This is a genomic window from Vibrio sp. 10N.247.311.51 (assembly GCF_041467855.1).
Classification (GTDB): domain Bacteria; phylum Pseudomonadota; class Gammaproteobacteria; order Enterobacterales; family Vibrionaceae; genus Vibrio; species Vibrio coralliirubri.
The window spans coordinates 1-25608 of the sequence record NZ_JBFSVK010000006.1 but is presented as its reverse complement, the minus strand read 5'-3'; the positions used below and the strand labels follow the sequence as shown (position 1 = coordinate 25608).

The 25608-nt window shown below is 43.9% G+C and carries 15 protein-coding genes; 10 read left to right on the top strand and 5 right to left on the bottom strand.

Annotated elements, in window-relative coordinates; all coding sequences use genetic code 11:
* Positions 1-6: 6 nt before the first annotated feature.
* Together AB6E85_RS07385 and AB6E85_RS07380 are read right to left on the bottom strand one after the other, a co-directional pair.
* On the bottom strand, positions 7-492 hold the full coding sequence (locus AB6E85_RS07385; RefSeq protein WP_048612140.1) for a PaaI family thioesterase: 486 nt from the start codon (positions 490-492) through the stop codon (positions 7-9).
* A 176-nt stretch (positions 493-668) separates the two neighbouring features.
* Positions 669-1556, bottom strand: a complete 888-nt coding sequence (locus AB6E85_RS07380) for a putative PEP-binding protein (protein ID WP_372142067.1) — start codon at positions 1554-1556, stop codon at positions 669-671.
* A gap of 207 nt (positions 1557-1763) precedes the next feature.
* Here AB6E85_RS07380 and AB6E85_RS07375 point away from each other — a divergent pair, with 207 nt between their 5' ends.
* Together AB6E85_RS07375 and AB6E85_RS07370 are read left to right on the top strand one after the other, a co-directional pair.
* A complete protein-coding gene (locus AB6E85_RS07375; protein ID WP_048615990.1) occupies positions 1764-2822 on the top strand; it encodes a 3-deoxy-7-phosphoheptulonate synthase in 1059 nt (352 codons plus the stop codon).
* A gap of 12 nt (positions 2823-2834) precedes the next feature.
* A complete protein-coding gene (locus AB6E85_RS07370; protein ID WP_004733632.1) occupies positions 2835-3317 on the top strand; it encodes a YajQ family cyclic di-GMP-binding protein in 483 nt (160 codons plus the stop codon).
* A gap of 191 nt (positions 3318-3508) precedes the next feature.
* Here AB6E85_RS07370 and AB6E85_RS07365 read toward each other — a convergent pair whose 3' ends face one another.
* Entirely contained in the window at positions 3509-4450 is a 942-nt protein-coding gene (locus AB6E85_RS07365; protein WP_052878463.1) for a bifunctional precorrin-2 dehydrogenase/sirohydrochlorin ferrochelatase, read from the bottom strand.
* Positions 4451-4930: 480 nt separating this feature from the next.
* Between AB6E85_RS07365 and AB6E85_RS07360 the strand changes: the two genes are divergently transcribed.
* The 6 genes from AB6E85_RS07360 (at position 4931) to AB6E85_RS07335 (ending at position 10560) form a co-directional block, all read left to right on the top strand.
* Positions 4931-5959, top strand: a complete 1029-nt coding sequence (locus AB6E85_RS07360) for an amino acid ABC transporter substrate-binding protein (protein ID WP_004733634.1) — start codon at positions 4931-4933, stop codon at positions 5957-5959.
* Positions 5960-6030: 71 nt separating this feature from the next.
* A complete protein-coding gene (locus tag AB6E85_RS07355) occupies positions 6031-7236 on the top strand; it encodes an amino acid ABC transporter permease (protein WP_061038970.1) in 1206 nt (401 codons plus the stop codon).
* A gap of 1 nt (position 7237) precedes the next feature.
* Positions 7238-8335 carry an amino acid ABC transporter permease gene (locus AB6E85_RS07350; RefSeq protein ID WP_017066317.1) on the top strand — a complete coding sequence of 366 codons (1098 nt, stop codon included), beginning with the start codon at positions 7238-7240 and terminating at the stop codon, positions 8333-8335.
* Between the two features lie 22 nt (positions 8336-8357).
* Complete coding sequence (locus tag AB6E85_RS07345; protein WP_017059704.1) at positions 8358-9122, top strand: amino acid ABC transporter ATP-binding protein; 765 nt, start codon at positions 8358-8360, stop codon at positions 9120-9122.
* Between the two features lie 282 nt (positions 9123-9404).
* A complete protein-coding gene (locus AB6E85_RS07340) occupies positions 9405-10070 on the top strand; it encodes a Bax inhibitor-1/YccA family protein (protein ID WP_017057206.1) in 666 nt (221 codons plus the stop codon).
* A 160-nt stretch (positions 10071-10230) separates the two neighbouring features.
* Complete coding sequence (locus tag AB6E85_RS07335; RefSeq protein ID WP_017057205.1) at positions 10231-10560, top strand: TusE/DsrC/DsvC family sulfur relay protein; 330 nt, start codon at positions 10231-10233, stop codon at positions 10558-10560.
* A gap of 57 nt (positions 10561-10617) precedes the next feature.
* On the opposite strand, the gene yccX is transcribed toward AB6E85_RS07335, so the two are convergent.
* The gene (gene yccX, locus AB6E85_RS07330; RefSeq protein WP_372142065.1) at positions 10618-10905 is read right to left on the bottom strand and encodes an acylphosphatase; all 288 of its coding nucleotides are present in this window, start codon (positions 10903-10905) and stop codon (positions 10618-10620) included.
* Positions 10906-10993: 88 nt separating this feature from the next.
* Between yccX and AB6E85_RS07325 the strand changes: the two genes are divergently transcribed.
* Positions 10994-12397, top strand: coding sequence for a methyl-accepting chemotaxis protein (locus AB6E85_RS07325; RefSeq protein ID WP_102319806.1), 1404 nt, complete (start codon positions 10994-10996; stop codon positions 12395-12397).
* A 129-nt stretch (positions 12398-12526) separates the two neighbouring features.
* Positions 12527-13720, top strand: coding sequence for a class I SAM-dependent methyltransferase (locus tag AB6E85_RS07320; protein ID WP_059019877.1), 1194 nt, complete (start codon positions 12527-12529; stop codon positions 13718-13720).
* Positions 13721-13790: 70 nt separating this feature from the next.
* Here AB6E85_RS07320 and AB6E85_RS07315 read toward each other — a convergent pair whose 3' ends face one another.
* The gene (locus tag AB6E85_RS07315; protein ID WP_372142063.1) at positions 13791-25577 is read right to left on the bottom strand and encodes a tandem-95 repeat protein; all 11787 of its coding nucleotides are present in this window, start codon (positions 25575-25577) and stop codon (positions 13791-13793) included.
* Positions 25578-25608 lie beyond the last annotated feature (31 nt).

Below are 25608 nucleotides of genomic sequence, written 5' to 3'. Positions count from 1 at the left end.
TCCGAGCTATTTCCTAGACGGGACTTTCTTAATCGAAAGCGTTAGCGTGAACTCGGCCATTGGCTCGTCACCATGCAAAGATGGGCAAGTCGCGATAATGGTTACAGGTTGGTTTACACGTTCCCCGGTAGACATAGTTTCTTCCAGCATAGTGTTGATCAACTCACCATCATTACAAGTGAAGTGTACATCGCCTTCTGGACGCTTTAAGAAGTTGCCCGTCACCTCTTTAAATGCCAACGAAATCTTTTCACCTTGCTGCTGAGATTTGCTCATCGCAAGAAAGCCACCCGCCACATCAGCACCCACAGCCAAAACACCAAAATACATGCTATTAAGGTGGTTCTTCGTGCGTCTTTTAAGAGGGATTTTGACCTCAACATGTTGGTTATCCAGTGCGAGCAATTTTGGTCTGCATAACCAGATCAGAGGCACTTTGAAAAAACCAAACATGCTCAAGTAGAAATTTGCTTTTTGTAGGGGGGTCAACATTCGGATTACCTAGTCAAATCAGTCATCAGACCAGTTAATCGATTAGCGATAGAGATGTCAAAAAAATGTTACAAAAAAGAGATATCATCGCATAATGATATCTCTTTCATTCTCAAAGCTTTAGCGCTTCAAATAAACGGATAGAGCCAGTTGATTTACTAAGACAACAAACCGATTTATGCAGTCACGACCGTTTCTACGCCTTCAAGATCAGCTATGTAACCTTGTAGACGTGGGTAATCCACTAAGCCTTGAGTTACTAGCAACACTGGCTTCTTCGCGTTCAGGGTTGCTTTAACAATCATATCCAACAAGGTAATAACCGCTTCGTTTTGTGGATCAAAAGCGTGTTGCTGAGCTTCATTGTGCTTATCTACGCCTAAAGTGAAAGACGCTAAACTATCTACATTCACAACAACACCATCGAAGTAATGCAGTAAACGTTCGCTCAGTAGCACTGCAGACGGCACATCGCACGAGAACAGTACTTTCAAACCATTAAGGCCACGTGGTAGCCCTTGCTCGGCAAGCAGGTCAATAATCTTAGCGGCATCGCTTAACGCTCTTACATAAGGCACAACCACTTCAACGTTAATGCCCTGCTCTCGCAACGTTTTAATGACCTGACACTCTAACGCAAAAGCCTTGCTGTACTCTTGTGTCGCGTAACGAGCAACGCCACGAACGCCTAGTGCTGGGTTAATCTCTTCAGCTTCGCAGTTCCCGCCAAGCAGCGAACGGAAGCCATAGCTGTCTGCACTGCTTAATGCGATACGAACAGAAGTGTGATTTGGCTGAACGGCAGCTTGAATGGCAATCACTAAGGTCGAAACAAAATGCTCATCGACGGTTTTATCGCCAAGGAGCGCTTCTAAAGACGTTTTTTCAATATCAGTCAAAGTATCTAAGTGACTCTCGATACTTGGGTGATAAAAGACACGATCCATCACCAACTCTGATAATGAAACGTATAAGTGGTTGGAATTATTATTATCGTTGTAAGAAGGCAGCACATCACCTAAGACAAGTTCTGGGTGCAAAGTGCTTTGGTTTTCTTGAGTCATTGCTGCTCCAGCATTTTTATGTTGTGTTCAAACGAAAATACCGATAGCTGCCTGTTAATACAAGTGAAAATCCCTTATTTGACGCTGGCCTGCTGATAAAAATAAGAATATTAGCAATAACTGAGATAACTTTGACTCAATAGAGTTTATTCCTCTGTTCAATTCCGTTATCTTAACCACTTCGCAATAGAATAAAAAAGCTATCACATGCCATTAAAAACTGATGAGTTGAGAACCCAAGCTCTGGGTCCTATGCCAACTCCTGCCGAACTAGGCAATGCACACCCTATTACTGACGACGTTGCTGAGCGCATTAAAAATTCTCGCCGCCAAATCGAAGATATCCTAACTGGTCGTGATAACCGCCTATTAGTTATCGTAGGCCCTTGCTCTGTTCACGATACAGATGCGGCACTTGATTACGCTGAGCGCCTGAGCAAAATTCAAGACCAGTACAAAGATGAACTGTTCGTTGTAATGAGAACCTACTTCGAGAAGCCTCGTACTGTTGTAGGTTGGAAGGGTTTGATTACCGATCCAAACCTTGATGGTTCATACGCACTTGAAACGGGCTTAAACAAAGCTCGTAAGCTTCTGTTAGACATCAACAAGCTTGGCCTAGCAACAGCAACTGAATTCCTTGATATGATCACAGGTCAGTACATTGCGGACCTTATCACTTGGGGCGCGATTGGCGCTCGTACGACTGAATCTCAGATTCACCGTGAAATGGCCTCTGCACTGTCTTGCCCAGTTGGCTTCAAAAACGCGACCAACGGCAACATCAAGATTGCTATCGATGCAATTCGTGCAGCACATGCTTCACACTACTTCTACTCTCCAGATAAGAACGGCCGCATGACGGTTTACCGTACTTCTGGCAACCCATACGGTCACGTTATTCTACGTGGTGGTGATAAAGGCCCTAACTTCGACGCTGAATCTGTAGATGCTGCGTGTAAGCAACTGGCTGAATTCGACCTGCCTCAACGTTTGGTTGTAGACTTTAGCCACGCTAACTGTCAGAAACAGCACCGTAAGCAGTTAGAAGTTGCACAAGACATTTGTGAGCAAATTAAATCTAACAAGAACCAAATTGCAGGCATTATGGCAGAGAGCTTCATTATTGAAGGCAACCAGCCAATGACAGATATCAACAACCTAGAATATGGCAAGTCGATTACTGACCCATGCCTAAGCTGGGAAGATACTGCAACAATGCTAGACATGCTTGCAACAGCAATTAAAGATAGAAACTTAGCTTAAGGAAACAACACAATGCCATCATTTGACATTATCTCTGAAGTAGAAGCAGTAGAACTGCGTAACGCAGTAGACAACGCAAACCGTGAACTATCGACTCGTTTCGATTTCCGCGGCGTTGAAGCAAGCTTTGATTACAAAGATGAATCAGTAAAATTGACTGCTCAAGACGATTTTCAACTGAAGCAAATGCGCGATATCCTTCGCAGCAACCTAACGAAGCGTAATGTTGATCCTAACGCGATGGAAGCGAAAGCGGCAGACCAAACAGGTCGCACTTGGCACCAAACGGTTATCTTTAAGCAAGGCATTGAAACTGATGTCGCTAAGAAGATCGTTAAGCTAATCAAAGACAACAAAGTTAAAGTTCAAGCTTCTATCCAAGGCGACAAAGTTCGCGTAACAGGTAAGAAGCGTGATGACCTACAAGCTGTTATGGCTCTAGTTCGCAGCGGTGAACTTGGTCAACCTTTCCAGTTTGACAACTTCCGCGACTAATTATTGAGTTTGAGCGACCGCCTATTTGGGTTGCTCATTCATCTGCACAATGTCGTGTTTGAAATAGCAAAAAGCCACTTCTTTAAGGGGAAGTGGCTTTTTATTTATCTGATCCAGTTTTAGTTTTATTCCGAGCCTCTAACCGATTTAAAACAACCAGAAAGCTCTTATTTCAACTAGAAGCAACTACCTCAACTAAGTACTTGGGCTGCTGACAATTTTAGATCTTTGCCGACCAGCAGATTGAACTCTACGCTTGCTGGTGGAATAAACACACACACTCGTAATTTCTCTGCTCTTGCTTGCTCAAGCTTTGTTGATAGTTCTCCGCTGTTGGCGTAGCTCTCTCTTTCTGCATCTCGGCGGCACAGATCGATAAATTCAAATGGACAATCGCTCGGTGAAAGTACGAGCTCTGCCTCCTGCATCAAACGTAAAGCCTTCATAGACAGGAGCTCGACATCTTGCTCGAATTCAATCCAAGTGACCTGCCCTTCGCTATCAATGCCTTCGGTTAGCGCTTGCTGGTAGTAAGACTCTAACTGCTCTCTGTCAGTCACCTGCTCAATAACGCTCGATGACAAGAATCGCTCCCAAAATTTACGACGCTCGTCGACGGTTGGAAATGACTCTTTGATTGAATTGCGTTTTGATGCACCGAAGTCTGCTATCAAACCTATGTTTTGTGGCAATACCGTTTCGAGTTTTTCTCTGATATTTCTTACTAAAACAGGTGATGCACCACCACTAGAGATGGCAATTTGGATTCTGCCGCGATTTATCATCGAAGGTGTTATGAAGTCGCAGTATGGTAGATCGTCAACCACATTGACTAAAATACCCAGTTTTTTCGCATCATTATACACTTGGTGATTCAAGCTTGGGTTGTCTGTTGTGGCCCAAACCTGTAAGTAATTTTTCGATATGATCTGTGACGAATAAAAGTTTTGAACCCAGTGGAGTTTGTTCTCGTCCACAAGCTGCTTTAAGTAAGGTGCGACCTTGGGAGACACCAAAGTCACATCCGCTCCAGCTCGTAGTAAGCTATCGACTTTACGGCAAGCAACCTCACCCCCACCAACCACTAAGATTGGCTTATTTTCTACATCCAAAAACATTGGGAAATAACGCATGTTCTTCCTTGAGACTACTTCAATAACTATTCAGCCATGCTACCAAATTTGGAGCATATTCATAACTATCGAAGTGTAATAAAAATATTTATTGACCAAATTTCAATCTTTTTTAAGGTTAATGCTCCACCACTGTGACATTCATTCAGAATATTTATCTAGTCGATTATCAATATAAAACTCTAAATCTCGTTGCACCAACAGTGTGAACCGTTGCACTATTTACATTCAGTTAACATTTGGTCATTCTAATTGTGTTCGGATTTGTGATTTCATTCAAAATTCTTTTTAAATTATACATTTGTGAAACTACGGATCCTTTCCTAACCTTATAAACAGTTGTTTAAATCGCACACAGTTTCATTTGCAAAATGCAACTCGTTTAATTTGAACAACAAGGTCATAGAAAACGCAACACATAAGAGAAACTCAAACGAGCACGAGTATCAGGTGTCACCTGGTTAACAAGGAAGGATACAAATGACAAATAAACTAACACTTCTTGCTTCAGTAGTAGCTGCATCAACTGCGATGATGGCAACATCGGCATCAGCGGCAGAAAGCACTCTGGACAAAGTCACATCTCAAGGTTTTCTAACTTGTGGTGTAAGTACCGGTCTTCCAGGGTTCTCTAACCCTAACTCAAAAGGTGAATGGGAAGGAATTGATGTTGAGTATTGTCAAGCTCTTGCAGCGGCCGTACTCGGTGACAAGACTAAAGTTAAGTATGTACCTCTAACAGCAAAAGAGCGTTTTACTGCGCTTCAATCTGGCGAAATCGACGTACTATCTCGTAACACAACATGGACATTACATCGTGACACTGCTCTAGGTCTGAACTTCGTAGGCGTTAACTACTACGATGGTCAAGGCTTCATGGTTAAGAAAGAACTTGGCCTAACAAGTGCTCAAGAGCTTGATGGCGCTTCTGTATGTGTTCAATCAGGTACAACAACCGAACTTAACCTAGCCGATTACTTCCGTAACAGTGGTATGTCTTACAAGCCAGTGGTATTCGATACGGCAGCACAAACATCTAAAGGTTTCGACGCAGGTCGTTGTGATGTGCTAACGACTGACCAATCTGGTCTATACGCACTTCGCCTAAACCTAGCTGACCCTAAATCTGCACAAGTACTTCCTGAAATCATCTCTAAAGAGCCTCTAGGTCCTGTTGTTCGTCAAGATGATGATAAATGGTTTAACGTTGCTAAGTGGACACTTTCAGCAATGATTAACGCGGAAGAATACGGCATCTCTTCTAAAAATGCAGACGAAATGCTTAAGTCAAAAGATCCAAACATCAAGCGTATTCTTGGCGTAGATGGTCCTAAAGGCAAAGGCCTTGGCATTCGTGACGACTGGGGTTACCAGGTAATTAAGCAAGTTGGTAACTACGGTGAGAGTTTTGAGCGTACTGTTGGTACAGGTTCTCCACTTCAAATCTCTCGTGGTGTAAATGCATTATGGAATGCGGGCGGCTTTATGTACGCTCCACCAATCCGTTAATAAATTTTCAAGCATCAATTAGGGCGGAGTTTTCCGCCCTATTTATTAAATGGATTTGAGGTTATAGTAGTATGAAACCTAATGAAACTATTTCTCCAGCTCAGGCAAAGCCACAGCCCAAAAGTGCCAACTTATTTTACAACCCCACTTTTCGCTCCATCATTTTCCAAATTATCGCCGTCGGGGCGCTTTGTGCTTTCTTTTACACGATTGTAAATAATGCACTCACAAACTTAGATTCCCGTGGTATCACCACTGGTTTTGATTTTCTCTCGCAAGAAGCTGGTTTTGGTATCGGCTTAACACTGATTGAATACGACGAGACCTTCTCATACGGTCGTACATTCTTTATCGGTCTTCTCAATACCGCTTTGGTTTCAGTACTCGGCATCATGCTAGCGACAGTGCTGGGCTTTAGTATGGGTATAGCTAGACTCTCTTCAAACTGGCTAGTTAGCCGATTTGCAGCTGTCTACATTGAGATATTCCGAAATATCCCTCTTCTATTACAGATCTTTTTCTGGTACTTCGCCGTTCTACAAGCCTTGCCTTCTGCTCGTCAAAGTATGAGCCTAGGTGAAGCAATTTTCTTGAACGTTCGTGGATTGTACTTCCCTGCACCCGTGTTTGAGCAAGGCAGTAGCATTGTCATCGCATCATTGATTGTCGGTATTATCGCTACGTTTATTATCAACATCTGGGCTAAGAACAGACAGAAACTGACCGGCCAACAAACACCGATGTTGCGAATTGCCGCTGCGTTGATTTTAGGCTTACCGTTGGTAACTTACTTTGTTATGGGCATGCCTATCTCTGCAGATTACCCTGTGTTGAAAGGGTTTAACTTCAAGGGTGGTGTTACCATAATCCCTGAGCTTGCTGCATTGATGCTCGCTTTAAGTATCTACACAGCAGCGTTCATTGCTGAGATTGTTCGTTCAGGTATTAACGCGGTAAACCATGGGCAAACTGAGGCTGCGATGTCTCTAGGCATCCCACGTTCTAGAACTTTAAAGCTTGTTATTATTCCACAAGCATTAAGAATTATTATCCCACCACTAACCAGTCAGTATCTAAACCTGACTAAAAACTCATCACTTGCGATGGCCATTGGTTACCCTGATCTTGTCTCTGTATTTGCAGGAACAACACTTAACCAAACTGGACAAGCTATCGAAGTAATCGCGATGACAATGGGCGTCTACCTAACCTTGAGCCTATTAACGTCTGCTCTAATGAACATATACAACCGCAAAGTAGCGTTGGTGGAGAGATAAGATGAGTACACATCAATTTCAACCTGATCTTCCGCCTCCAGCGAATACCGTTGGGCCAGTAGGTTGGTTAAGAAAAAATCTATTTAATGGACCTGTTAACAGCGTCGTCACTGTGATTCTTGCTTACTTTGCTTTCACCCTATTATGGGCAATAGCGGATTGGGCATTCATCAGTGCCGACTGGATAGGAACCACACGTGATGCCTGTACTAGCGAAGGCGCTTGTTGGGTTTTTATCAGCGTTCGTTGGGACCAATTCATGTATGGCTTCTACCCAGAAGCTGAACTGTGGCGACCTCGCCTCTTCTACGCAACGTTGGCCATTTTTGTAGCCTTACTGGCTTATGAAAAAACACCTAAACGCACGTGGATTTGGTTGTTCTTCGTCAACATCTACCCATTTATCATTGCCGGCTTGCTATACGGTGGCGTCTTTGGGTTAGAAGTTGTTGATACCCATAAATGGGGCGGCCTATTGGTTACACTGGTCATCGCACTTGTTGGTATTGTAGTGTCACTCCCTATTGGTGTTGCACTTGCTCTTGGGCGTCGCTCAGAGATGCCGATCATTCGCAGTATGTGTACCGTATACATCGAAATTTGGCGTGGCGTTCCGCTCATTACAGTTCTATTCATGGCTTCAGTAATGCTGCCACTCTTTTTATCAGAAGGGACAGAAACCGATAAGCTGATTCGAGCACTTGTTGGGGTAGTACTATTCAGTGCAGCCTACATGGCCGAAGTAATTCGTGGTGGTTTACAAGCAATACCAAAAGGCCAATACGAAGCGGCTGATGCTCTGGGGTTAAGCTACTGGAAAAAGACTGGGCTTATCATTCTACCTCAAGCTCTTAAGATCACGATTCCTTCAATTGTGAACACCTTCATTGGTTTGTTCAAAGATACCAGTCTTGTTTTGATTATTGGTATGTTTGATGTACTAGGGATTGGCCAAGCCGCGAATACCGACCCTGAATGGCTTGGGTATTCAACAGAAAGTTATGTATTTGTCGCGTTAGTGTTCTGGGTGTTTTGTTTTGGCATGTCGAGATATTCGATATGGCTAGAAAACAGACTTCACACCGGTCACAAACGATAATTAACAAGATCAAGGACGTATTATGACGCAGCAGACAGAAAACAACTCTCAAGGTCTTATGATCGAGTTGAAAGACATGAACAAATGGTACGGTGAATTCCACGTACTTAAGAACATTAATCTAGAAGTTAAAAAAGGCGAGAAAATCGTTATCTGTGGCCCTTCAGGCTCTGGTAAATCAACGATGATCCGCTGCATCAACCGATTAGAAGAGCACCAAAAAGGTCATATCTTCGTTTCAGGTAATGAATTAACGGAAGATCTAAAGAACATCGAAGCTGTTCGCCGAGATGTCGGCATGTGTTTCCAGCACTTCAATCTGTTTCCACATCTGACGGTATTAGAGAACTGCACTCTGGCCCCTATCTGGGTCAAAAAGATGCCAAAAGAAGAAGCTGAGGCGATTGCAATGAAGTACCTAGAGCGAGTTAAAATCCCTGAGCAAGCAGACAAGTTCCCAGGTCAGCTTTCAGGTGGTCAACAACAGCGTGTAGCTATTGCTCGCTCTTTGTGTATGAATCCTCAAGTGATGCTGTTTGATGAACCAACGTCGGCGCTCGATCCAGAAATGGTTCGTGAGGTGTTAGACGTAATGGTTGAACTTGCAGAGGAAGGCATGACGATGCTTTGTGTAACACACGAGATGGGCTTTGCTAAAGAGGTCGCGGATCGCGTTATCTTCATGGATGCCGGTGAAATCATAGAAGAGAACAACCCTGTCGATTTCTTTGAAAACCCACAATCAGACAGAACGCAGAACTTCTTAAGCCAAATCTTACACCACTAATGTGTTATGATGCATAAACTACAGAGGCGGCTTAGGTCGCCTCTTTGTTTTCAGTGTTACACTTAGTTTTTCAAGATTATAAACAGCGACTCAGTGCGATAAAAATTGAACATCGAACCTTAACTGAAATTTAAGAAATACTTTGTTACACCTTCAGAAACACTTAACCGACTATTTTGATTATTATTTTACGTATACAAGAGGAATGAGAGACTTGATTTTTCGAACTTTCACCCCCATAAATGTACTAATAACTATTGAAGTCACCTTACGAGGAAGATTATGAACAGCCCTATGTTTTCACGCACAGCATCTCAAGAAAGTGCTCTGCAAACCAATAAAGTGTTGCGTAACACCTACGCATTACTGTCTATGACACTACTTTGGTCTGCTGTTGTAGCAGGCGTATCCATGGCGATGAACCTTCCTCGCCCGGGTCTTATTATCATGCTAGTTGGCTTCTACGGCCTACTTTTCCTAACAGAAAAGAACCGTGACAACAGCATGGGTCTAGTCTTCACATTCCTATTTACAGGTTTCTTAGGCTACACCATCGGTCCAATCTTAAACATGTACGTTGGCGCAGGCATGGGTGATGTCATCCTAACTGCACTTGGCGGTACAGCACTGGCGTTTATGGGCGCATCAGCTTACGCACTAACAACTAAGCGTGACCTGTCGTTCCTTAACGGCATGCTATTAGCTGGTTTCGTAGTACTACTTGTAGGTATGGTTGCAAACATCTTCCTACAAATGCCTCTACTATCATTGGCAATGAGCGGTATGTTCATCCTGTTCTCGACTGGTGTTATCTTGCTTACAACGCAAAACATCATTCGTGGCGGTGAAACAAACTACATCTCTGCAACGATCAGCTTGTACGTATCGATCTACAACATCTTCATCAGCCTACTAAGCATCCTAGGCATCATGGGCAGCGACGACTAATCGTTCCCATCATTGAAGAATATCTAGCCCAAGAGCCTATCTCTTGGGCTTTTTTGTATCTTTAAGTGCGATATTTCTTTAGATAGCTACAATTTCTGTTGAGAAAGATAAACTTGGTCATGTACCCTATCCGCATAGTTAATTGGATTCTGGATTAAACATGTTTGAATATAACGGCAAGCAAATCGAAACCGACGCTCAAGGCTACCTATTGGATTACACGCAATGGGAAGAAGGTATGATTGAAATTCTTGCTCAAGACGAGGCGATTGAACTTACAGATGCACACTTAGAAGTCGTACATTTTGTAAGGAGCTTTTACGAAGAGTTCAACACCTCACCAGCGGTTCGCATGCTCGTTAAAGCAATGGAAAAAGCCCACGGCCCAGAAAAAGGCAACAGTAAGTACCTTTTCAAGTTATTCAAAAAAGGCCCTGCAAAACAAGCGACCAAGCTCGCCGGTTTACCTAAACCAGCAAAGTGCTTGTAAACCTAACCCGCTTTAGGTCATTAAGTTACGTTCGATATAAATACTGTAGCGCCATAACTACAGTATTTTAAAAGCCCCTATGCGTACGTCCTGGCGCTCGCTATCTTTCACTTGATGCATCACTACATGATCTACTGTCGCACTCGAAGGGCCAATATTGAGCCAAGCGTGGAACTTCTCTATTTCCTTACCCTTTCCGACAGCTAACACTTCAACTCGGCCATCATTTAGGTTCTTTGCATAACCTGAGAGACCCATAGCTTGCGCCTGCCTACTGGTGTGGTAACGGAACCCAACACATTGAACTACGCCTGACACGACAAAAATATATTGTGAACTTTCCATAACGTTGCCTCATAAATTATATGAATGATATAGTCGAGCTTCTATTCATTCACCGCTTATTGGTGGACTTACTTCGAGTATAACGATTATGAAAGAAATCCCATTTCGTTGGATTGACAAATATCTCATTCACCTAAAAATCCAAGAAAAGTTCTATCTACTCTTCTTATTACCTCTTCTCGCCCTGGTTATATTAACTCTCGTTTTAGATAGTGCCGCGGACTCTTTACTTGCTCATCTTTATCAAGAAGAAATGCTCTTGATGAAAGGACTTATCGAAGCAGGTCAACTCACTAAAGATCAAGTTGCTCAGCTTGTCAGCAGTTCTGAAACCATCTCTTTGGGCTACGGTGCTGGTTCTGTATCAGTAATGAATGGTGCATTTAGCCTAGTTGCTAACCATGACCAAAACCTTTGGTCTGCTCTCTCGACGACTCAGGTTTCTATCATCGCTGTAACCCTAACGCTTATCGCGCTAGGTGTTTACTACATTATGACCTTCATTGGCGGCGCGATGTTCTCTATGAACAAAGCTCTGAACACGCTTGCGAATGGCGACTTAACTTGCCGCATGAACTACTTCTTAGTTCGTGACGAGTTCAGTGAAATCGCGATTACAATCGATAAAGTCGCTGAACGTGAACAAAACATGGTTCTATCAATCCAAGAGTCTGTCGCTCTCATGCAGCAAATCAGCTCGGACTTGAACCAGTCAACACAACAAAGTTCAGACATCTCAGGTAACCAACAGGAACACCTGAATAGCTTGGCAAGTGCAACGGAACAAATGGCGGCTACCATTCGCGAAGTCGCTACCCTTGCTCATGCGTCTAGCTCACAAACGATGGACGCTCGCGGCGTTGCTCAGAGCGGTCAAGTGAAGGTTTCAAATACATTGGAGTCTATCTCTAGCCTATCTCAAGAGATCCAATCCGCTTCACAAGCAGTAGAAGAGCTGGATGCCAACGCAGCGCAGATCGATGAAGTCGTCACTACCATCAACGGTATTTCTGAACAGACTAACCTGTTAGCGTTGAACGCCGCTATCGAAGCCGCACGTGCTGGCGAGCAAGGTCGTGGATTTGCGGTTGTTGCCGATGAAGTTCGTGCCCTTGCCGGTCGTACTCAGCAAGCAACGGTTGAAATCCAAAGCATGATTGAATCATTACAACGTAACAGTCAATCACTGACCAAGCTGATGGAAGTCACGGTGAACAATGCTAACGAAGGCCAAACACTGATGTCAGAAGTGAACGTCGAGATCGGTTCATTAGCGGAAAAAAACCAGTCTATTTCAGATAGCAGCACTCAAATTGCTACCGCGGCTGAAGAACAAGGCGTAGTTGCCGACAACATTGCACAAAGTGTTGAAGAGATTCGTCATCAATCAGACAGCATCTGCGAGATGATCAGTAAGAGTAATTCCAATGTTGACCAACTTCGTAAACAAAGCGACACGATGGAAGGTTTGCTGACCGGTCTTAAAGCTTAATACTGCTCTCCAACTACAATGTGTTGATTAATCATTACTAGGGCTGCTTCTGCAGCCCTTTCTTATTTGCTTTTCACCTGTACTTCCCCGACAATACCCCTCCTTCAAATTCAACAAACAGAGTAAATTATGACTCCTTCAATTCATCTAGCTAAAGGCCGAGATAAATCACTACGCCGCAAACACCCTTGGGTATTTTCACGCGGTATCGATAAGGTCGAAGGCGAACCAAAACAAGGTGAAACTGTAGACGTATATGCTCAAAATGGTCAGTGGCTTGCAAAAGCGGCTTACTCACCAGAATCTCAAATTCGAGCTCGTGTTTGGACATTTGAAAAAGAAGAGATCAACAAGGCGTTCTTTGTAAAACGAATTCAAGACGCACAGTCTTTACGTGAAGACATCATTGAGCGCGATGGCCTAACGGGCTACCGCCTAACGGCCGCAGAGTCTGATGGCTTGCCAGGTATCACAATCGACAAATACCAAGACTTCCTTGTTTGCCAACTGCTAAGTGCTGGCGCTGAATTTAACAAAAGCGTATTGGTAGAAGCGTTAATCGAGTGCTTCCCTGACTGCAACATCTACGAGCGTTCAGACGTAGCAGTTCGTAAAAAAGAAGGCCTAGAACAAGTTGTCGGCGTTCTTCACGGTGAAGAGCCACCGAAATCTATCGTGATTGAAGAAAACGGCGTCAAAATCAGCGTGAACATTATGGAAGGCCACAAAACGGGCTTCTACATGGACCAGCGCGATAGCCGCAAAGAATCAATGAAGTACGTTAAAGGCAAAGATGTCCTTAACTGCTTCTCATACACAGGTGGTTTTGGCCTTTACGCACTTAAAGGCGACGCGAAGCGTGTTATCAACGCTGACGTATCTCAACTAGCTCTTGATACAGCTAAATTCAACGCTGAACTTAACGGGTTTGATATCTCGAAAAAGCGCGCTGTATTCCTAAACGCTGACGTTTTCAAACTGCTTCGTGAATACCGTGACCAAGGCACTAAGTTTGACGTAGTGATCATGGATCCGCCAAAGTTTGTTTCAAGCAAGAATAACCTAACTTCGGGTGCTAACGGCTACAAAGACGTTAACATGCTTGCGATGCAAATCCTGAAACCAGGTGGTACTCTACTCACCTACTCTTGCTCTGGCTTAATGGGTACTGATTTGTTCCAAAAAATCATTGCTGATGCAGCATTAGATGCAGGCCGCACTGTTAAGTTCGTAGAACGCTTCGAGCAAGCAGCCGACCACCTAACAGACACAGCCTACCCAGAAGGTTTCTACCTGAAAGGTTTTGCTTGTAAGGTTCTTTAAACCTAGGGTTTTAGACTCTATTTTATATAACAAAACAGACACATTAAAAAAGGGCCTTTCGGCCCTTTTTTTAGTCTGGTAAGTTGACGAATAACTGATTCACCAAATTACTCAGGTCACTACTTATTACACGACCATCACCTTGAGCGTTCACTGAATCAAACTGGTTCCCCGTGTTATCAAGAATGATAGTTTGTGTTTGACCGCTATTAGTTGCGTCTTCAGAGATAGTGATAACCAAATCTTTATCACCACCGCCGTTATCGACCTTCTCAATAGTGATATGTTCAAGAAGATCAGACATTGAGTTTTCCATTGGCAATAATTGAGAGATATCAAGATGGTCTTCACCTAGATCAAAGTCTGTAATTGTATCAACATCGTCTTGGAACGGTTGGTCAACCCATTGGAACAGGTCGGCACCATCATCTCCAACAAGGATATCGTTACCATGACCACCAATTATCGTGTCATTGCCAGAGCCGCCACGGACAGCGTCGTTACCAGTGCCACCATGTAGAACGTCATTGCCGGTTCCACCGAAGATAATGTCTTGACCTTCTTCACCATAGATCCTGTCGTTACCTCCACCACCATTTGCTACATCAAGGCCTGGAGGTGTGTCCTCAAAACCCTTCATTCCATTGTTTTCGTCACCATAGGTGAACTCTGAAACTTCTAACTTAGAAAACTGTTCTATTCTAGAATCGAAGTCATTTGGTAGCACATTAAGGTCTTGAGTTGGCGAAATACTATCTCCCATAAAGATAGTATCTGACCCCGAACCAAGGTTGACAAAATCAGCCCCAATCCCTACATCAATTTGTGCTCCACCGACGTCGTCATACTCTGATTGATGATAAGTAATTAGTGAATTTATTACTGCAGCTGAGCTTGGCCAGTTTAATGTATTGCCACCTTGGACTGTAACACTATCAATACCGCTCGTTGGGGAGTGGATTGTATTTTTAGCCTCAATGGTAACGGTACCAGGTTCTAAACTTAGCTGATTATCAGAATCTTTTGCAGAGTACGTAAACTCATCTTGTAGATCAGTAACGCCGACGACATCAACGTCAACTTCAGCAACGTTGAAACCCGCTCCTTTGCCTTTGTTCGAAGTATTAACGCCAACTAAACGAATCTCATCAAATACGGTATTGTCAGAGTTAATGACCGAGTAACCGTCATGTTTACTCGAAGTGACAATCTGAATCGGTTCAATTACATCTACCTGCTTACCATCCCGGAAAAGGTAAGCGACAATTTGAGCATGTCCATTATTGAACAAGCCATCAAGACTAGCAAAAGACACTTTAGCTGAAGAAATGTCCCCTTCGTTTGAGGCGATAGAAACATACTCACCAATCTGAGTTTCTTTACCAGTGCCGCTGTCATGAGTAGTACTAACAAATAGACCTTTCTGGTTATTGTTGTGATCGTACTTAATCGTTGCTCCGTCACCCGCAAATTGACCATTTTCAAATGTGCCGCCGGAGAGGGTTACACCATCAAGCTCTAGCTTATCTACACCATCATCTTTATTTTCGAGATTAAGACCATGCTCTTCAGCAAAGTTGCCAACCGTAAAGTCGCTGTTGAACGTCGTAGTGTTGGTACCGTCAGCAACATAGACAACTTTACCACTATCAAGAACTTCACTTCCAACCTCAAGCGGGCCTTCAACAATCTTTCCGTCATCATCAATTAGATAAAGCTTGCCATACTCTGGCAACTCTTCAATTCGTACAGACGTATTCTTATTGTCTCTATCATCTTCTTTATCAATCGCGTTAGGCGCAAAGTTAACATTCGCAACATTTGTATCCGAAGAAATAGTAAAGTCATTAGCAATTGGACGTTCATTAGTGTCGACAGGGCGTTCAAGGACTGTAATATTAATTGTTGCTTCAGACGCATTAGCCAGTTTACCACCAAGATCACCGTGCTCTCCGTGAACATCATCATCCTTGTTGGTGTCCGCCTCTGTCGCAGTTGCGATGACCTTAATGTCAAAGGTACTAGAGTCTAATACCTTGATCTGAAGTTCTGCTAGATCCCAACCAGTTACATCAATTTTATCGTTTTTATTCACTTCAGTGACAATATGCATATTCGCATCCTGCCCTGTACCGTCAATCAACACTGAACCAACAGGAAGACCATCCAACTCTACAGTTAAGGTCTCAGAACCATCTGTCGCATCTACCAGCGAAGCGCTAATCTCACTGAGCTTGATAAATGAATCTTCGTATCCATAGTTGTCGACCGCAGTAAATTGAATATTATCAATTATTGCGCCTGTAGAGTCGGCTTCGTCTGCTTCAAGAACAAGGCGATATTTACCTGAAAGCTCAACGGGCAACGTGAACGTTCCCTCTTGCCAACCACTACCTTGTCGCTCAGCAATAAAGTCATAAAGTGTTACCTTACTGCTCTCAATTGGATTGCCAGCATCATCTAGCTTAAAGAGCGATACCTCCATGTCGGAGTCCGAAGGATCAACATCGTCTCTCGCGGCAATATCGAATTTAAAATTGTAGAAGCGGCCAGCGACAAGATCCATGTCGGTATAGAGGACTTTGTCGTCAACTTCACCTTCAATTTCCATAACTTGGTTCATTGACGAGCCTGACAGGTATGTGCCTTCAGTACCCACTTCAACATGTTGACCGGGATTAGAAGTACTCCACTCGCCAATGGTCGATACACCCTCGACGTTATTTATTTCAATATCACTATCCCAAGAGCCTGATGTTATCTGTACATCTTCAAAATCAATCGCAGCAACTTTCTCAAAGTCGCCGATGATTAGTGTAGGCCTGTCCGCATCAGGATGAACATCAACGTAAATACTGCCAGATTCTACAGTCTCTTCATCAGAATCTTTAGCTGTTACTGAAATATCAAAGTTAACATCACTATGCTCTGGTGCTTTCACTTTAACCGAATCAATATCATCGATATCAACCACGACAGTGCCACTGTTATCAACTGCAGATTCAACACCACCGACTAATACAGTTGCACCTTGTGGAATACCTGACAGCTCTATCGTGCTTACCGATGTTGCTGCGTCAACAACACTAATGTTTAGGTCAATAAACTGGTCTTCTAAACCTGCCACATTAATGAGGGATAATTCATCAGTGCCAGTCACAGAGATTGATGTTGTAGCCGTTTCAGACTGATTAACGCCGTCAGACACAGTGACTTCAACTAAGCGCGTTTCTTCATCAGGCGTGTCGCTACTGTTTACAAATCGAATAGATTTCAGGAACGTTTCAAACTCATCGGCAGAAACACTACCTGATGGATGGGTAATTATTAGTGCGATTGCAGTGCCAATCACTGTTTTAGATACACTGAATCCACTATTTTCAGCCCAGGTTAAGTTATCGCCATCTTTAGCATTGGTTAGAGTAACGCTCATCGATTTGATTGTATCTTTATCGTCAAAGATATCTGCGTCTATATCGGCGATAGCCGCTTCTCCTTCCTCAACGTATGCTGAGTTAAAGTCAATACCATCTGTATCAATCTTACTGACCTTAACAACAAAATCGTTGAAGTCATTATCATCGTTGCCTTGGCCTTTTTGGTCATCAAAGCTCAATACTAGATTTCCGTCACTATCAAGCGTGGTTGAGATCTGATGGTCTTCGTCAGTCGATGTATAAACAGGAATACCAGCTTTAACAACACCATCGACAACTAATTGACCTTGGTCATTCACTTTAAGGTCATAGCGTTTATCGCTATCAATCTTATTGAAGCCATTTGGAATTAAGAAAAACTCAAGGTTATCGATCGAAGACAACGGTGAATCTAACAAGGTACTCGGTGATAGACTTGGATCATTGCTATTAGAAACCAAAACGTGAAGCTGCTTCTCGCCTGATTCGTCGTTGATATAGTAACCAAAGACATTGCTGTAGCCAGCACCTTCACTTACAAACTCAATGTCGTATAGAGCACCATTTAGATCCACCATTGGCGCTTCATTGTCGACAATTGTAGCAACACCAGTAACTGCGTCTTGCTGGTGAAGAGCATTGCCAGAAATAGAGAACTTCTCATTATTATCTGCATGCGTATCTTGGTTAGTTACGACTTCAACTGTAAACGATTCATGCCCGTCAGGAACACTAACTACAAACTTGCCATTGATAACTTCAACGGTTTGAATCTGCTTATCAACACCTTGACCAAAAGTAACTACTACGCTAGATCCATTAAAGTCGCCCTCAATTGGTTGTCCATCTACACTCACGGCAGAGCCGTCATTTAGAGACATTTCAATTGTGGTTGTGGATTCGCTGCGATTTGAAAGCTCAACAACAAACGTTCCTGACTGGCCTTCTTCAATTTCAATGTCAGTGATGCTGTCAACAACAGGACGATCATCATTGCCAACTTGTGGTCCATCTGGGCCGTCTGGATCGGTACCATCATCCATAATAGTGGTTTCATCTGAAGCAGAACCATTCGACACATAACCGGACTCGTCAGTAACAACTAGGTTAAAGTCTTCACCACCTTCAAATACCGAGTCATCTTTTGTCGCTACTTCAACAAAGATCTCAGTTTCACCATTAGGGAAAGTAACGGTAGGTTTGCCATCCTTAATTACTACATCAAGTTCAACACGTTTAGGCTCCCCGGATTGTTCTGGCTCCAAGTAGTACGCAGTGTATAGTTCACCAATATCTTTGAAATCAGCCGTTTCCGCTGAAGTAGCCTCTCTATCAAGAGTAATTGCTAGCGATACGTCGATATTCTCTGAGGACGGATTATTTAAACTTACTGCGAAGACTGCATTCGAGCCTTCAGCTACGTCGGCAAAACTCTCAACCATTAGCTCAATTGTATCAACGTTTTCGATGATGCCAGTAGCAGATACACCATCGACTATTAAGCTGTAGTTTTCGTCGAGCTCATGAACACCATCAATAAGAGTAGGGATAAGAACTGCAAAATCCTTCACTCCAATTGGGACAATCAGCTTTCCACTTTGCTGATCATATGTGACGCCATTAGTAAAACGAACCAGACTCAGGTCGAGATCTTTTTCGTCACCTGAATCATTCGCAGCATCCGTGTTCTTACCAAAAGTAACGTCCAACGCAGATTCAACAAGTGCACTTGAATCCAAAGTGACTTTAAAGCCAAGTTCATCACCTTCAACTACTGAGTCTGCTAGCAGGTCTACAGACGCAACACTAGAAGGAGTCGGTAGAGGGTTTACGATAACATTAACTTCAGCACTCGCGATTTGGCCATTATCATCAGTTACCTGATATTTAAACGTTGTTTCACCGACAAAATCATCGCCAGTTAAATCAAAGTATACGATGCCATCTTTGATATACGCATTACCTTCCGTTTCACCGTATACATACGTAATACGTAGATTGTCGCCATCTGAATCGATATCGTTATTTAGCAGCTCAGAACCGATAATTCCAGCAAGCTTCGATGTTGGAATCTCAAGAATGCCGCCTTGATTCACTGCATATGCGCCTTCACTAGAGGCTTTAAAACCAGTTAGGAAGTAATCTGACGCATCATTATCATGCGTTGCTTGGTTGGAATACTCAGTTGCTTCAAATACCACGGTATCAAATGCGATTGGAGTACCATCAGGAGCAAGCGGTGTTATTTCGTAAGTACCTTTATTGTTACCGTCTTCAGCAATAAACGTATCACCTGCAACCGCTACGCCATTGAGGTACGCTACCCAACTGCCTTGTTCATGGTTATCAGTGAAATCACCGTCATTACCTTCGTTTTTAAACAAGTTAGATACTGAAAATGTAAACTGAGTCGCAGGGCTATCTAAATTGATTTCAAACTTCTCAGATTGCTGCTCTGCACGATCATATTCAATCTGAGCGCCCAATCCACCTACTTTGCCGGCAACACCAATCTTAATGCCGCTGTGTGCAAAGTCTTTATCTTGGCCATTGAAGCTAGCATTTAGCTCAGCGCCTTCGGCTGACCATGGAGAGTCGTTGTCTTCACTGAACTCACCCAGTTTAACTTCGAAGCCTTGCGGATCGTTATTCGCACTCAGGTCACCAGACTTATCGATAGTAACTGTCTTAACTTCACTTTCGTTACCATCACTGTCTACTGCTTTATATTCGAATGAATCTGACGCCTTAGCTTCAAGAGAAGTCAGCTCCCAGTTACCTGGTCCTTGTGTGCTTGCTTCCACCGAAACAATCTCAGCACCTTCAGGAGCGACAATCGTGACATTCTGATTATTGTGGGTGTCATCATAAAGGAAGGTTTTTTCTTCTGTGACACCATTACCATAATCAAAGGTGACTGTAATTTCGGCTCTTGATTGAACACTATCATCAGCATTTGGGGCAAACCAGCCACCCAAACCACTTAGACCAACCGTTACTGAGTCCGCTGGACGAGAAGAGAAATCAATGTTGATTGCCTCGTCTTGGTGAATACCGCGATTAGTCGATGCAATACCGAAGCCAATATGGCCTTGCTGGCTGTTGTTCTGTACTAAAGGCTTAGCGTCAACGTTATTTCGACCTTCCGAGGTAATGGTGACGACATCACCATTATCAAACTTCAGTTCGCGAGTATACGCATCAACTTCATCACCCCAGTTATGGAACTCTGCAGTGCTATGAGGGCCTTTATCTAATGTGGATGTATCATCAACACCTAAGAAGAAGCCTGTTGATTCTTGGTCATCTTCATAAACGATGTTGTTAGGATCTGCATACGTCTGCCCAACTACCACTTCAACCTTGTTATTACCATCGACATAGTAAAGAGTTCCTGAATCAGGCAGCTCTGTGATGATCACGCCGAGATTTGTACCTGCGTCATTATCGTTATCATCTTCGTCATCAGAAATATGGTCTGTACCATCACCTTCGATAGTCTCAATTCCAGTATCGAAAATAACTTGCGATGAGCCATCTGCATTGAGAGAAATAGAGAAGTCTTCAGTTTTTGGCGGGTTATCATGGCTATCGTCAATAGCTACATTTTTATCAGCGCTAGACGTGTCTAGCTTCTCAAATACATCGGTACCATCTTGGGTTACGGATACAACACTAACGTTAAACTCTTGGCCGACTTCGTATTCGTTATCTGGTTCAGTTTGAATCTCAAAGGTCGCTGTATTTGTATTTGCGTCTACGTTTACAGTTATAACTTCAACAATATCTTCATTGCTCGCGTTTGTGTAAGAGTACTGAAGAGTAACTACACTATCTTCAGGCACTTGCTCACTTAGCGTAATCGTAAATGGACTTGTCTTATCACCCTCAATAACTGAATCGGGACCAGTCAGCCCAACTGTAACGGTATCTTTGTCGTTTGTGTCTGTCTCATCGACAATCTTAGCTGTATCTGAGTCCTGTTTGTCATTTTCAACATACTCACTAGTTGAGCTAGCATTTAGAGTTACAGTTTCTTCACCCTCAAGCAATTTATCATCAAGAACCTTGATGAAGACTTCTAAGCTATCAGAGCCGCTAGCAATAATAAGATCGGCAAGCTCCTGCTCTGAAAGCGCTTTATAATCTTGTCCATCTTTAACGTAGATCTTGTCTTCGTAATCGACACCTTTAGTTGCGGTATCATCTGCATGTCCCAGAGTCAGGTCTAGAGTCACGTTTTCTGAAACTAGTTCATTTAAGTTGATTTCAAAAGATAGGAATGCTTCTTCTGCTTCTGTAACTGGTTGACCTGCCGTAACTGTTAGCTCAGCAACAGGTAATACATCAACATTCACTACAACCGTATCTGTACCACCGTTACCGTCCGACACGGTAATAACAAATGAATCATCTCCATCAAACTCGTTGTTCGGAGTGTACTTCCACTCGCCCGTTTCAGGGTCGATCTCAACACTACCGTTTGTAGGTTGGCTCACCGTGTAAGTCAGGTCAGTGTCGTCAATATCGGTTGCAGTAACCTTACCAGATACAGAGTTATCCTCTTTAGTCGATACACTTATTTGATCAGTGTCATCAATCGGCACTCCATCTTTGACAAATATTGGAGCATCATTTTCTGGAGTGACATTAATCGTAACCACGGCGGTATCAGTACCACCTTTACCGTCAGAAACTGTGTAAGTAAACGTAGCGATACCATTGAAGTCATCCGCTGGAGTGTAACGAACGGTTTGAGAGCCATCTTGTAGCTCTACTAACTCAACCTGACCGTATGTTGGATCAATCACTAAACTATCTAAAATAATTAACGTATCACCATCAACGTCAGAATCATTCGAAAGTAACTCGCTACTAGGGATGTCGAGAGTTACATCTTCTTGTGTCTGAAGGTTTTTAATCACTTCTTGAAATTTGATATTGTCTAGATAAGTCCCACTCTTGTCGCCTTCAGTACCAACTTCTCTAAATGAAAGGGTATTTGAACCATCGCCACTACCACCTAATAATTCCAATAACTGAGTTTGCATTATGTTGCTTTCAGGGGTGATCGTAGCAATGACTTCGCCGTTCCAAATGACCTCAAGCTCAGCACTCGGCAATCGTTCGTACATTGCCGTATCAAAAGACAGTTGGTATAAGGTACCGCTTTCTACACCTTGAATTTGTTGGGTAAGGGTTACATTGTCACCGTTACCTTCCATATCAATCATACGATCGCCGTCTGTTTCATCAACAGCATAGCCTTCTTGAACTGAATCTAAAGCACCAGTTCTTGCATCGTAGGACCAACCATCTAGTTGGTCGATTCGAGAACCCCAACCGGCATTTGATACCGATTCATAGTCTTCAAAGCTACCATTGACGATCAGGTTATCACCTAATGCTCTTGAATCATCGTTCGCGATAGGGTCATCATTTACTGGTGTGACATTAACAGTCACTGTCGTAGTGCTTTTTTCACCATGAGTATCAACAATGGTGTATTCGAAAGTCGCTTCACCATTGAAATCTTGGTTAGGTTCAAACACGACATTGCCATCTATCAGCTGAACAGAGCCGTTTGTAGCATCGGTTGCGTTGACAGAAAAAATGGTTATGTCATCCCCATCGATATCGAAATCATTGGCTAGCAGCTCACTACCACTAATAGTAAGAGCCTGATCTTCTTCCGTTATGAGTTTGGGTGCATCTATTCCGGTAACTGTAATGTTATCGATGAACGCACCAAGCGAATCAGATCTACCCGCACCAGCAAAAGCGATTAAAGTAGCATCACTACTAACATCAAACTCAGCATTTACTTGATACCAACCTTTGTTATCCGGACCATCTAGTGTTACAGAAATGCCTTCTGGAGCAGTCACTGTTCCATCCGCATGCAGCGTAATAGCTGTATTCCCAACAGTAAAAGTCATATCAGACGACGAGTTGCCGTCTTGGCGAGGGTTATAATCGAACTCTACCCTCAAAGAGTCTTGATCCGACGTATCAATTGATGTCGTCATCACCGTATTTTTATGTGGGTCTAGCTCTGCGTAAAAATCACCGTCGGTAGCATCAACAATTAAGCCGTCTCGCTCAATCTCTATACCATTAGTAAAGTCCCATACCTCTGATGGGTCTTTAGAAACAACCGTCCAACCCGCTGGGTTTGCCATATTTTCAAATGACTCGGTAAGCAATATGGTTTCTTGAACGTTTTTGTAAGAATCACTGATGGCTACAGGCGCATCGTTGACTGGCGTCACTGTCAGATCCAACGTCGATGTTTCTAATGGCGTGCCGTCCACTTCCAGACCGTCAGTCATGGTGTACGTCACCGTTGGGAACGCGCCGTCGTAATTCCCCTCTGGAGTAAAGGTGTAAGTCCCATCGCTGTCGATGCGGATGGTGCCTTTGCCGTCAACCGTGATGCTTTCACCCGCGTTCGCAGTCTGACCGGCCACGCTGAACGTCGTCACCGTCACCTCGCCATCTGGGCTTGAGGTGCCCGTGAGTACATTGCCTGTGTTGTCAACGCTATCTTCTGTAACGCTGACGCTTTCATTCGCATCAACGAACGTGTCGTTGACTGGCGTCACCGTCAGATCCAACGTCGATGTTTCTAATGGCGTGCCGTCCACTTCCAGACCGTCGGTCATGGTGTAAGTCACCGTTGGGAACACGCCGTCGTAATTCCCCTCTGGAGTAAAGGTGTAAGTCCCATCGCTGTCGATGCGGATGGTGCCTTTACCGTCAACCGTGATGTTTTCACCCGCGTTCGCAGTCTGACCAGCCACGCTGAACGTCATCACCGTCACCTCGCCATCTGGGCTTGAGGTGCCCGTGAGTACATTGCCTGTGTTGTCAACGCTGTCTTCTGTAACGCTGACGCTTTCATCCGCATCAACGAACGTGTCGTTGACTGGCGTTACCGTCAAATCCAACGTCGATGTTTCTAATGGCGTGCCATCCACTTCCAGACCGTCGGTCATGGTGTACGTCACCGTTGGGAACTCGCCGTTGTAATTCCCCTCTGGCGTGAAGGTGTAAGTCCCATCGCTGTCGATACGGATGGTGCCTTTGCCATCAACCGTGATGTTTTCACCTGCGTTCACAGTCTGACCAGCCACGCTGAACGTCGTCACCGTCACCTCTCCATCTGGGCTTGAGGTGCCCGTGAGTACATTGCCTGTGTTGTCAACGCTGTCTTCTGTAACGCTGACGCTTTCATCCGCATCAACGAACGTGTCGTTGACTGGCGTCACCGTCAAGTTAAACGTGCTGTCTACTGGTGTGCTGCCATCTTCGTTGCCGTCTTCAATGTTAACGTCGAACGACGCCGACGTGGTTTCGCTGCCGTCATGCTTGAACGTCACTTCACCCGCCGCCAACTGCGCCACTGTGAAATTGTTCGACGGAACACCGCCGACTAAGATTGTGCCGTTGCTCGCGTTGCCGACCGTGAAGGTAACACCTGTGTCAGTATCATCAACGTCCGTGTAGCCTAAGTCCTCAGCCGTAATGGTATAGCTGCCTTCTTCATCCACTTCACCCAACAGATCGCCTGTCAGCACTGGTGCATCGTTCACAGGAGAGATATTAAGCGTAACTTCTGCTTCATCTTCCCCACCGTTCCCATCGGTCACTTTATATTTAAAAGTTGCCTCACCGTTATAGTCGGTATCCGGTGTGAATGTAATTGTATTGTTTGTGTAGTCGACAAACAGTTCACCATTAGCCGCGGAGGTAATTGAACCGACAACAATTGAGAGCTCATCACCATCAATGTCAGTATCATTGGCCAACAACTCATCAAAAGAAATCGTGATAGACGTGTCTTCAGCAGTAACAAGTTTAGATTGATTAATACCTGTCGCTGTAATGTTATCTAACAACGCACCATAGCTATCTGAAGCTCCAGCACCTGCAAATGTAAGGTCCGTAACGTCCCCTTGGACTTCGAACTCAGCCGTGATCTTATACCAACCATTTGCGTCAGGTTGCCCTATTTGGACATTAAGTCCGTCGGCACCCGATAGAGTTCCATCGGCGTGAACAGTAACTAACGTGTCACCGATTTTAAACGTCATGTCAGAAGATGAATTACCGTCTCGTCGAGGGTTGTAATCAAATTCAACACGCACGCTATCTTGGTCTGACGTATTAATACTTGTTGTGATCGCGGTGTTTTTGTGAGCATCAAGCTCAGCGAGGTAGTCACCGTCTGTCGCTTCGGCTATGAGACCGTCACGCTGAATCTCTAGACCATTTGTTGCTTCCCAATCACCCAGTTCGTCGCCTGTTACTATTGTCCAACGACCTGTGTTTGTCATGTTTTCAAAGGACTCAGAGAAGAGCAGCGTCTCAATATGAGTTTCATATGTGTCATCAATCGCTACTGGCCCCTCGTTCACGTTGCTCTCTTTCAGGGTCACCGTCGCTTCCGCTGTCGAGCCGTAACCGTCG

Excerpts from the sequence above, each read along its gene's own strand:
- AB6E85_RS07385 (WP_048612140.1), bottom strand. The coding sequence starts at position 492 with ATGTTGACCCCCCTACAAAAAGCAAATTTCTACTTGAGCATGTTTGGT.
- AB6E85_RS07380 (WP_372142067.1), bottom strand. The coding sequence starts at position 1,556 with ATGACTCAAGAAAACCAAAGCACTTTGCACCCAGAACTTGTCTTAGGT.
- AB6E85_RS07375 (WP_048615990.1), top strand. The coding sequence starts at position 1,764 with ATGCCATTAAAAACTGATGAGTTGAGAACCCAAGCTCTGGGTCCTATG.
- AB6E85_RS07370 (WP_004733632.1), top strand. The coding sequence starts at position 2,835 with ATGCCATCATTTGACATTATCTCTGAAGTAGAAGCAGTAGAACTGCGT.
- AB6E85_RS07365 (WP_052878463.1), bottom strand. The coding sequence starts at position 4,450 with ATGCGTTATTTCCCAATGTTTTTGGATGTAGAAAATAAGCCAATCTTA.
- AB6E85_RS07360 (WP_004733634.1), top strand. The coding sequence starts at position 4,931 with ATGACAAATAAACTAACACTTCTTGCTTCAGTAGTAGCTGCATCAACT.
- AB6E85_RS07355 (WP_061038970.1), top strand. The coding sequence starts at position 6,031 with ATGAAACCTAATGAAACTATTTCTCCAGCTCAGGCAAAGCCACAGCCC.
- AB6E85_RS07350 (WP_017066317.1), top strand. The coding sequence starts at position 7,238 with ATGAGTACACATCAATTTCAACCTGATCTTCCGCCTCCAGCGAATACC.
- AB6E85_RS07345 (WP_017059704.1), top strand. The coding sequence starts at position 8,358 with ATGACGCAGCAGACAGAAAACAACTCTCAAGGTCTTATGATCGAGTTG.
- AB6E85_RS07340 (WP_017057206.1), top strand. The coding sequence starts at position 9,405 with ATGAACAGCCCTATGTTTTCACGCACAGCATCTCAAGAAAGTGCTCTG.
- AB6E85_RS07335 (WP_017057205.1), top strand. The coding sequence starts at position 10,231 with ATGTTTGAATATAACGGCAAGCAAATCGAAACCGACGCTCAAGGCTAC.
- yccX (WP_372142065.1), bottom strand. The coding sequence starts at position 10,905 with ATGGAAAGTTCACAATATATTTTTGTCGTGTCAGGCGTAGTTCAATGT.
- AB6E85_RS07325 (WP_102319806.1), top strand. The coding sequence starts at position 10,994 with ATGAAAGAAATCCCATTTCGTTGGATTGACAAATATCTCATTCACCTA.
- AB6E85_RS07320 (WP_059019877.1), top strand. The coding sequence starts at position 12,527 with ATGACTCCTTCAATTCATCTAGCTAAAGGCCGAGATAAATCACTACGC.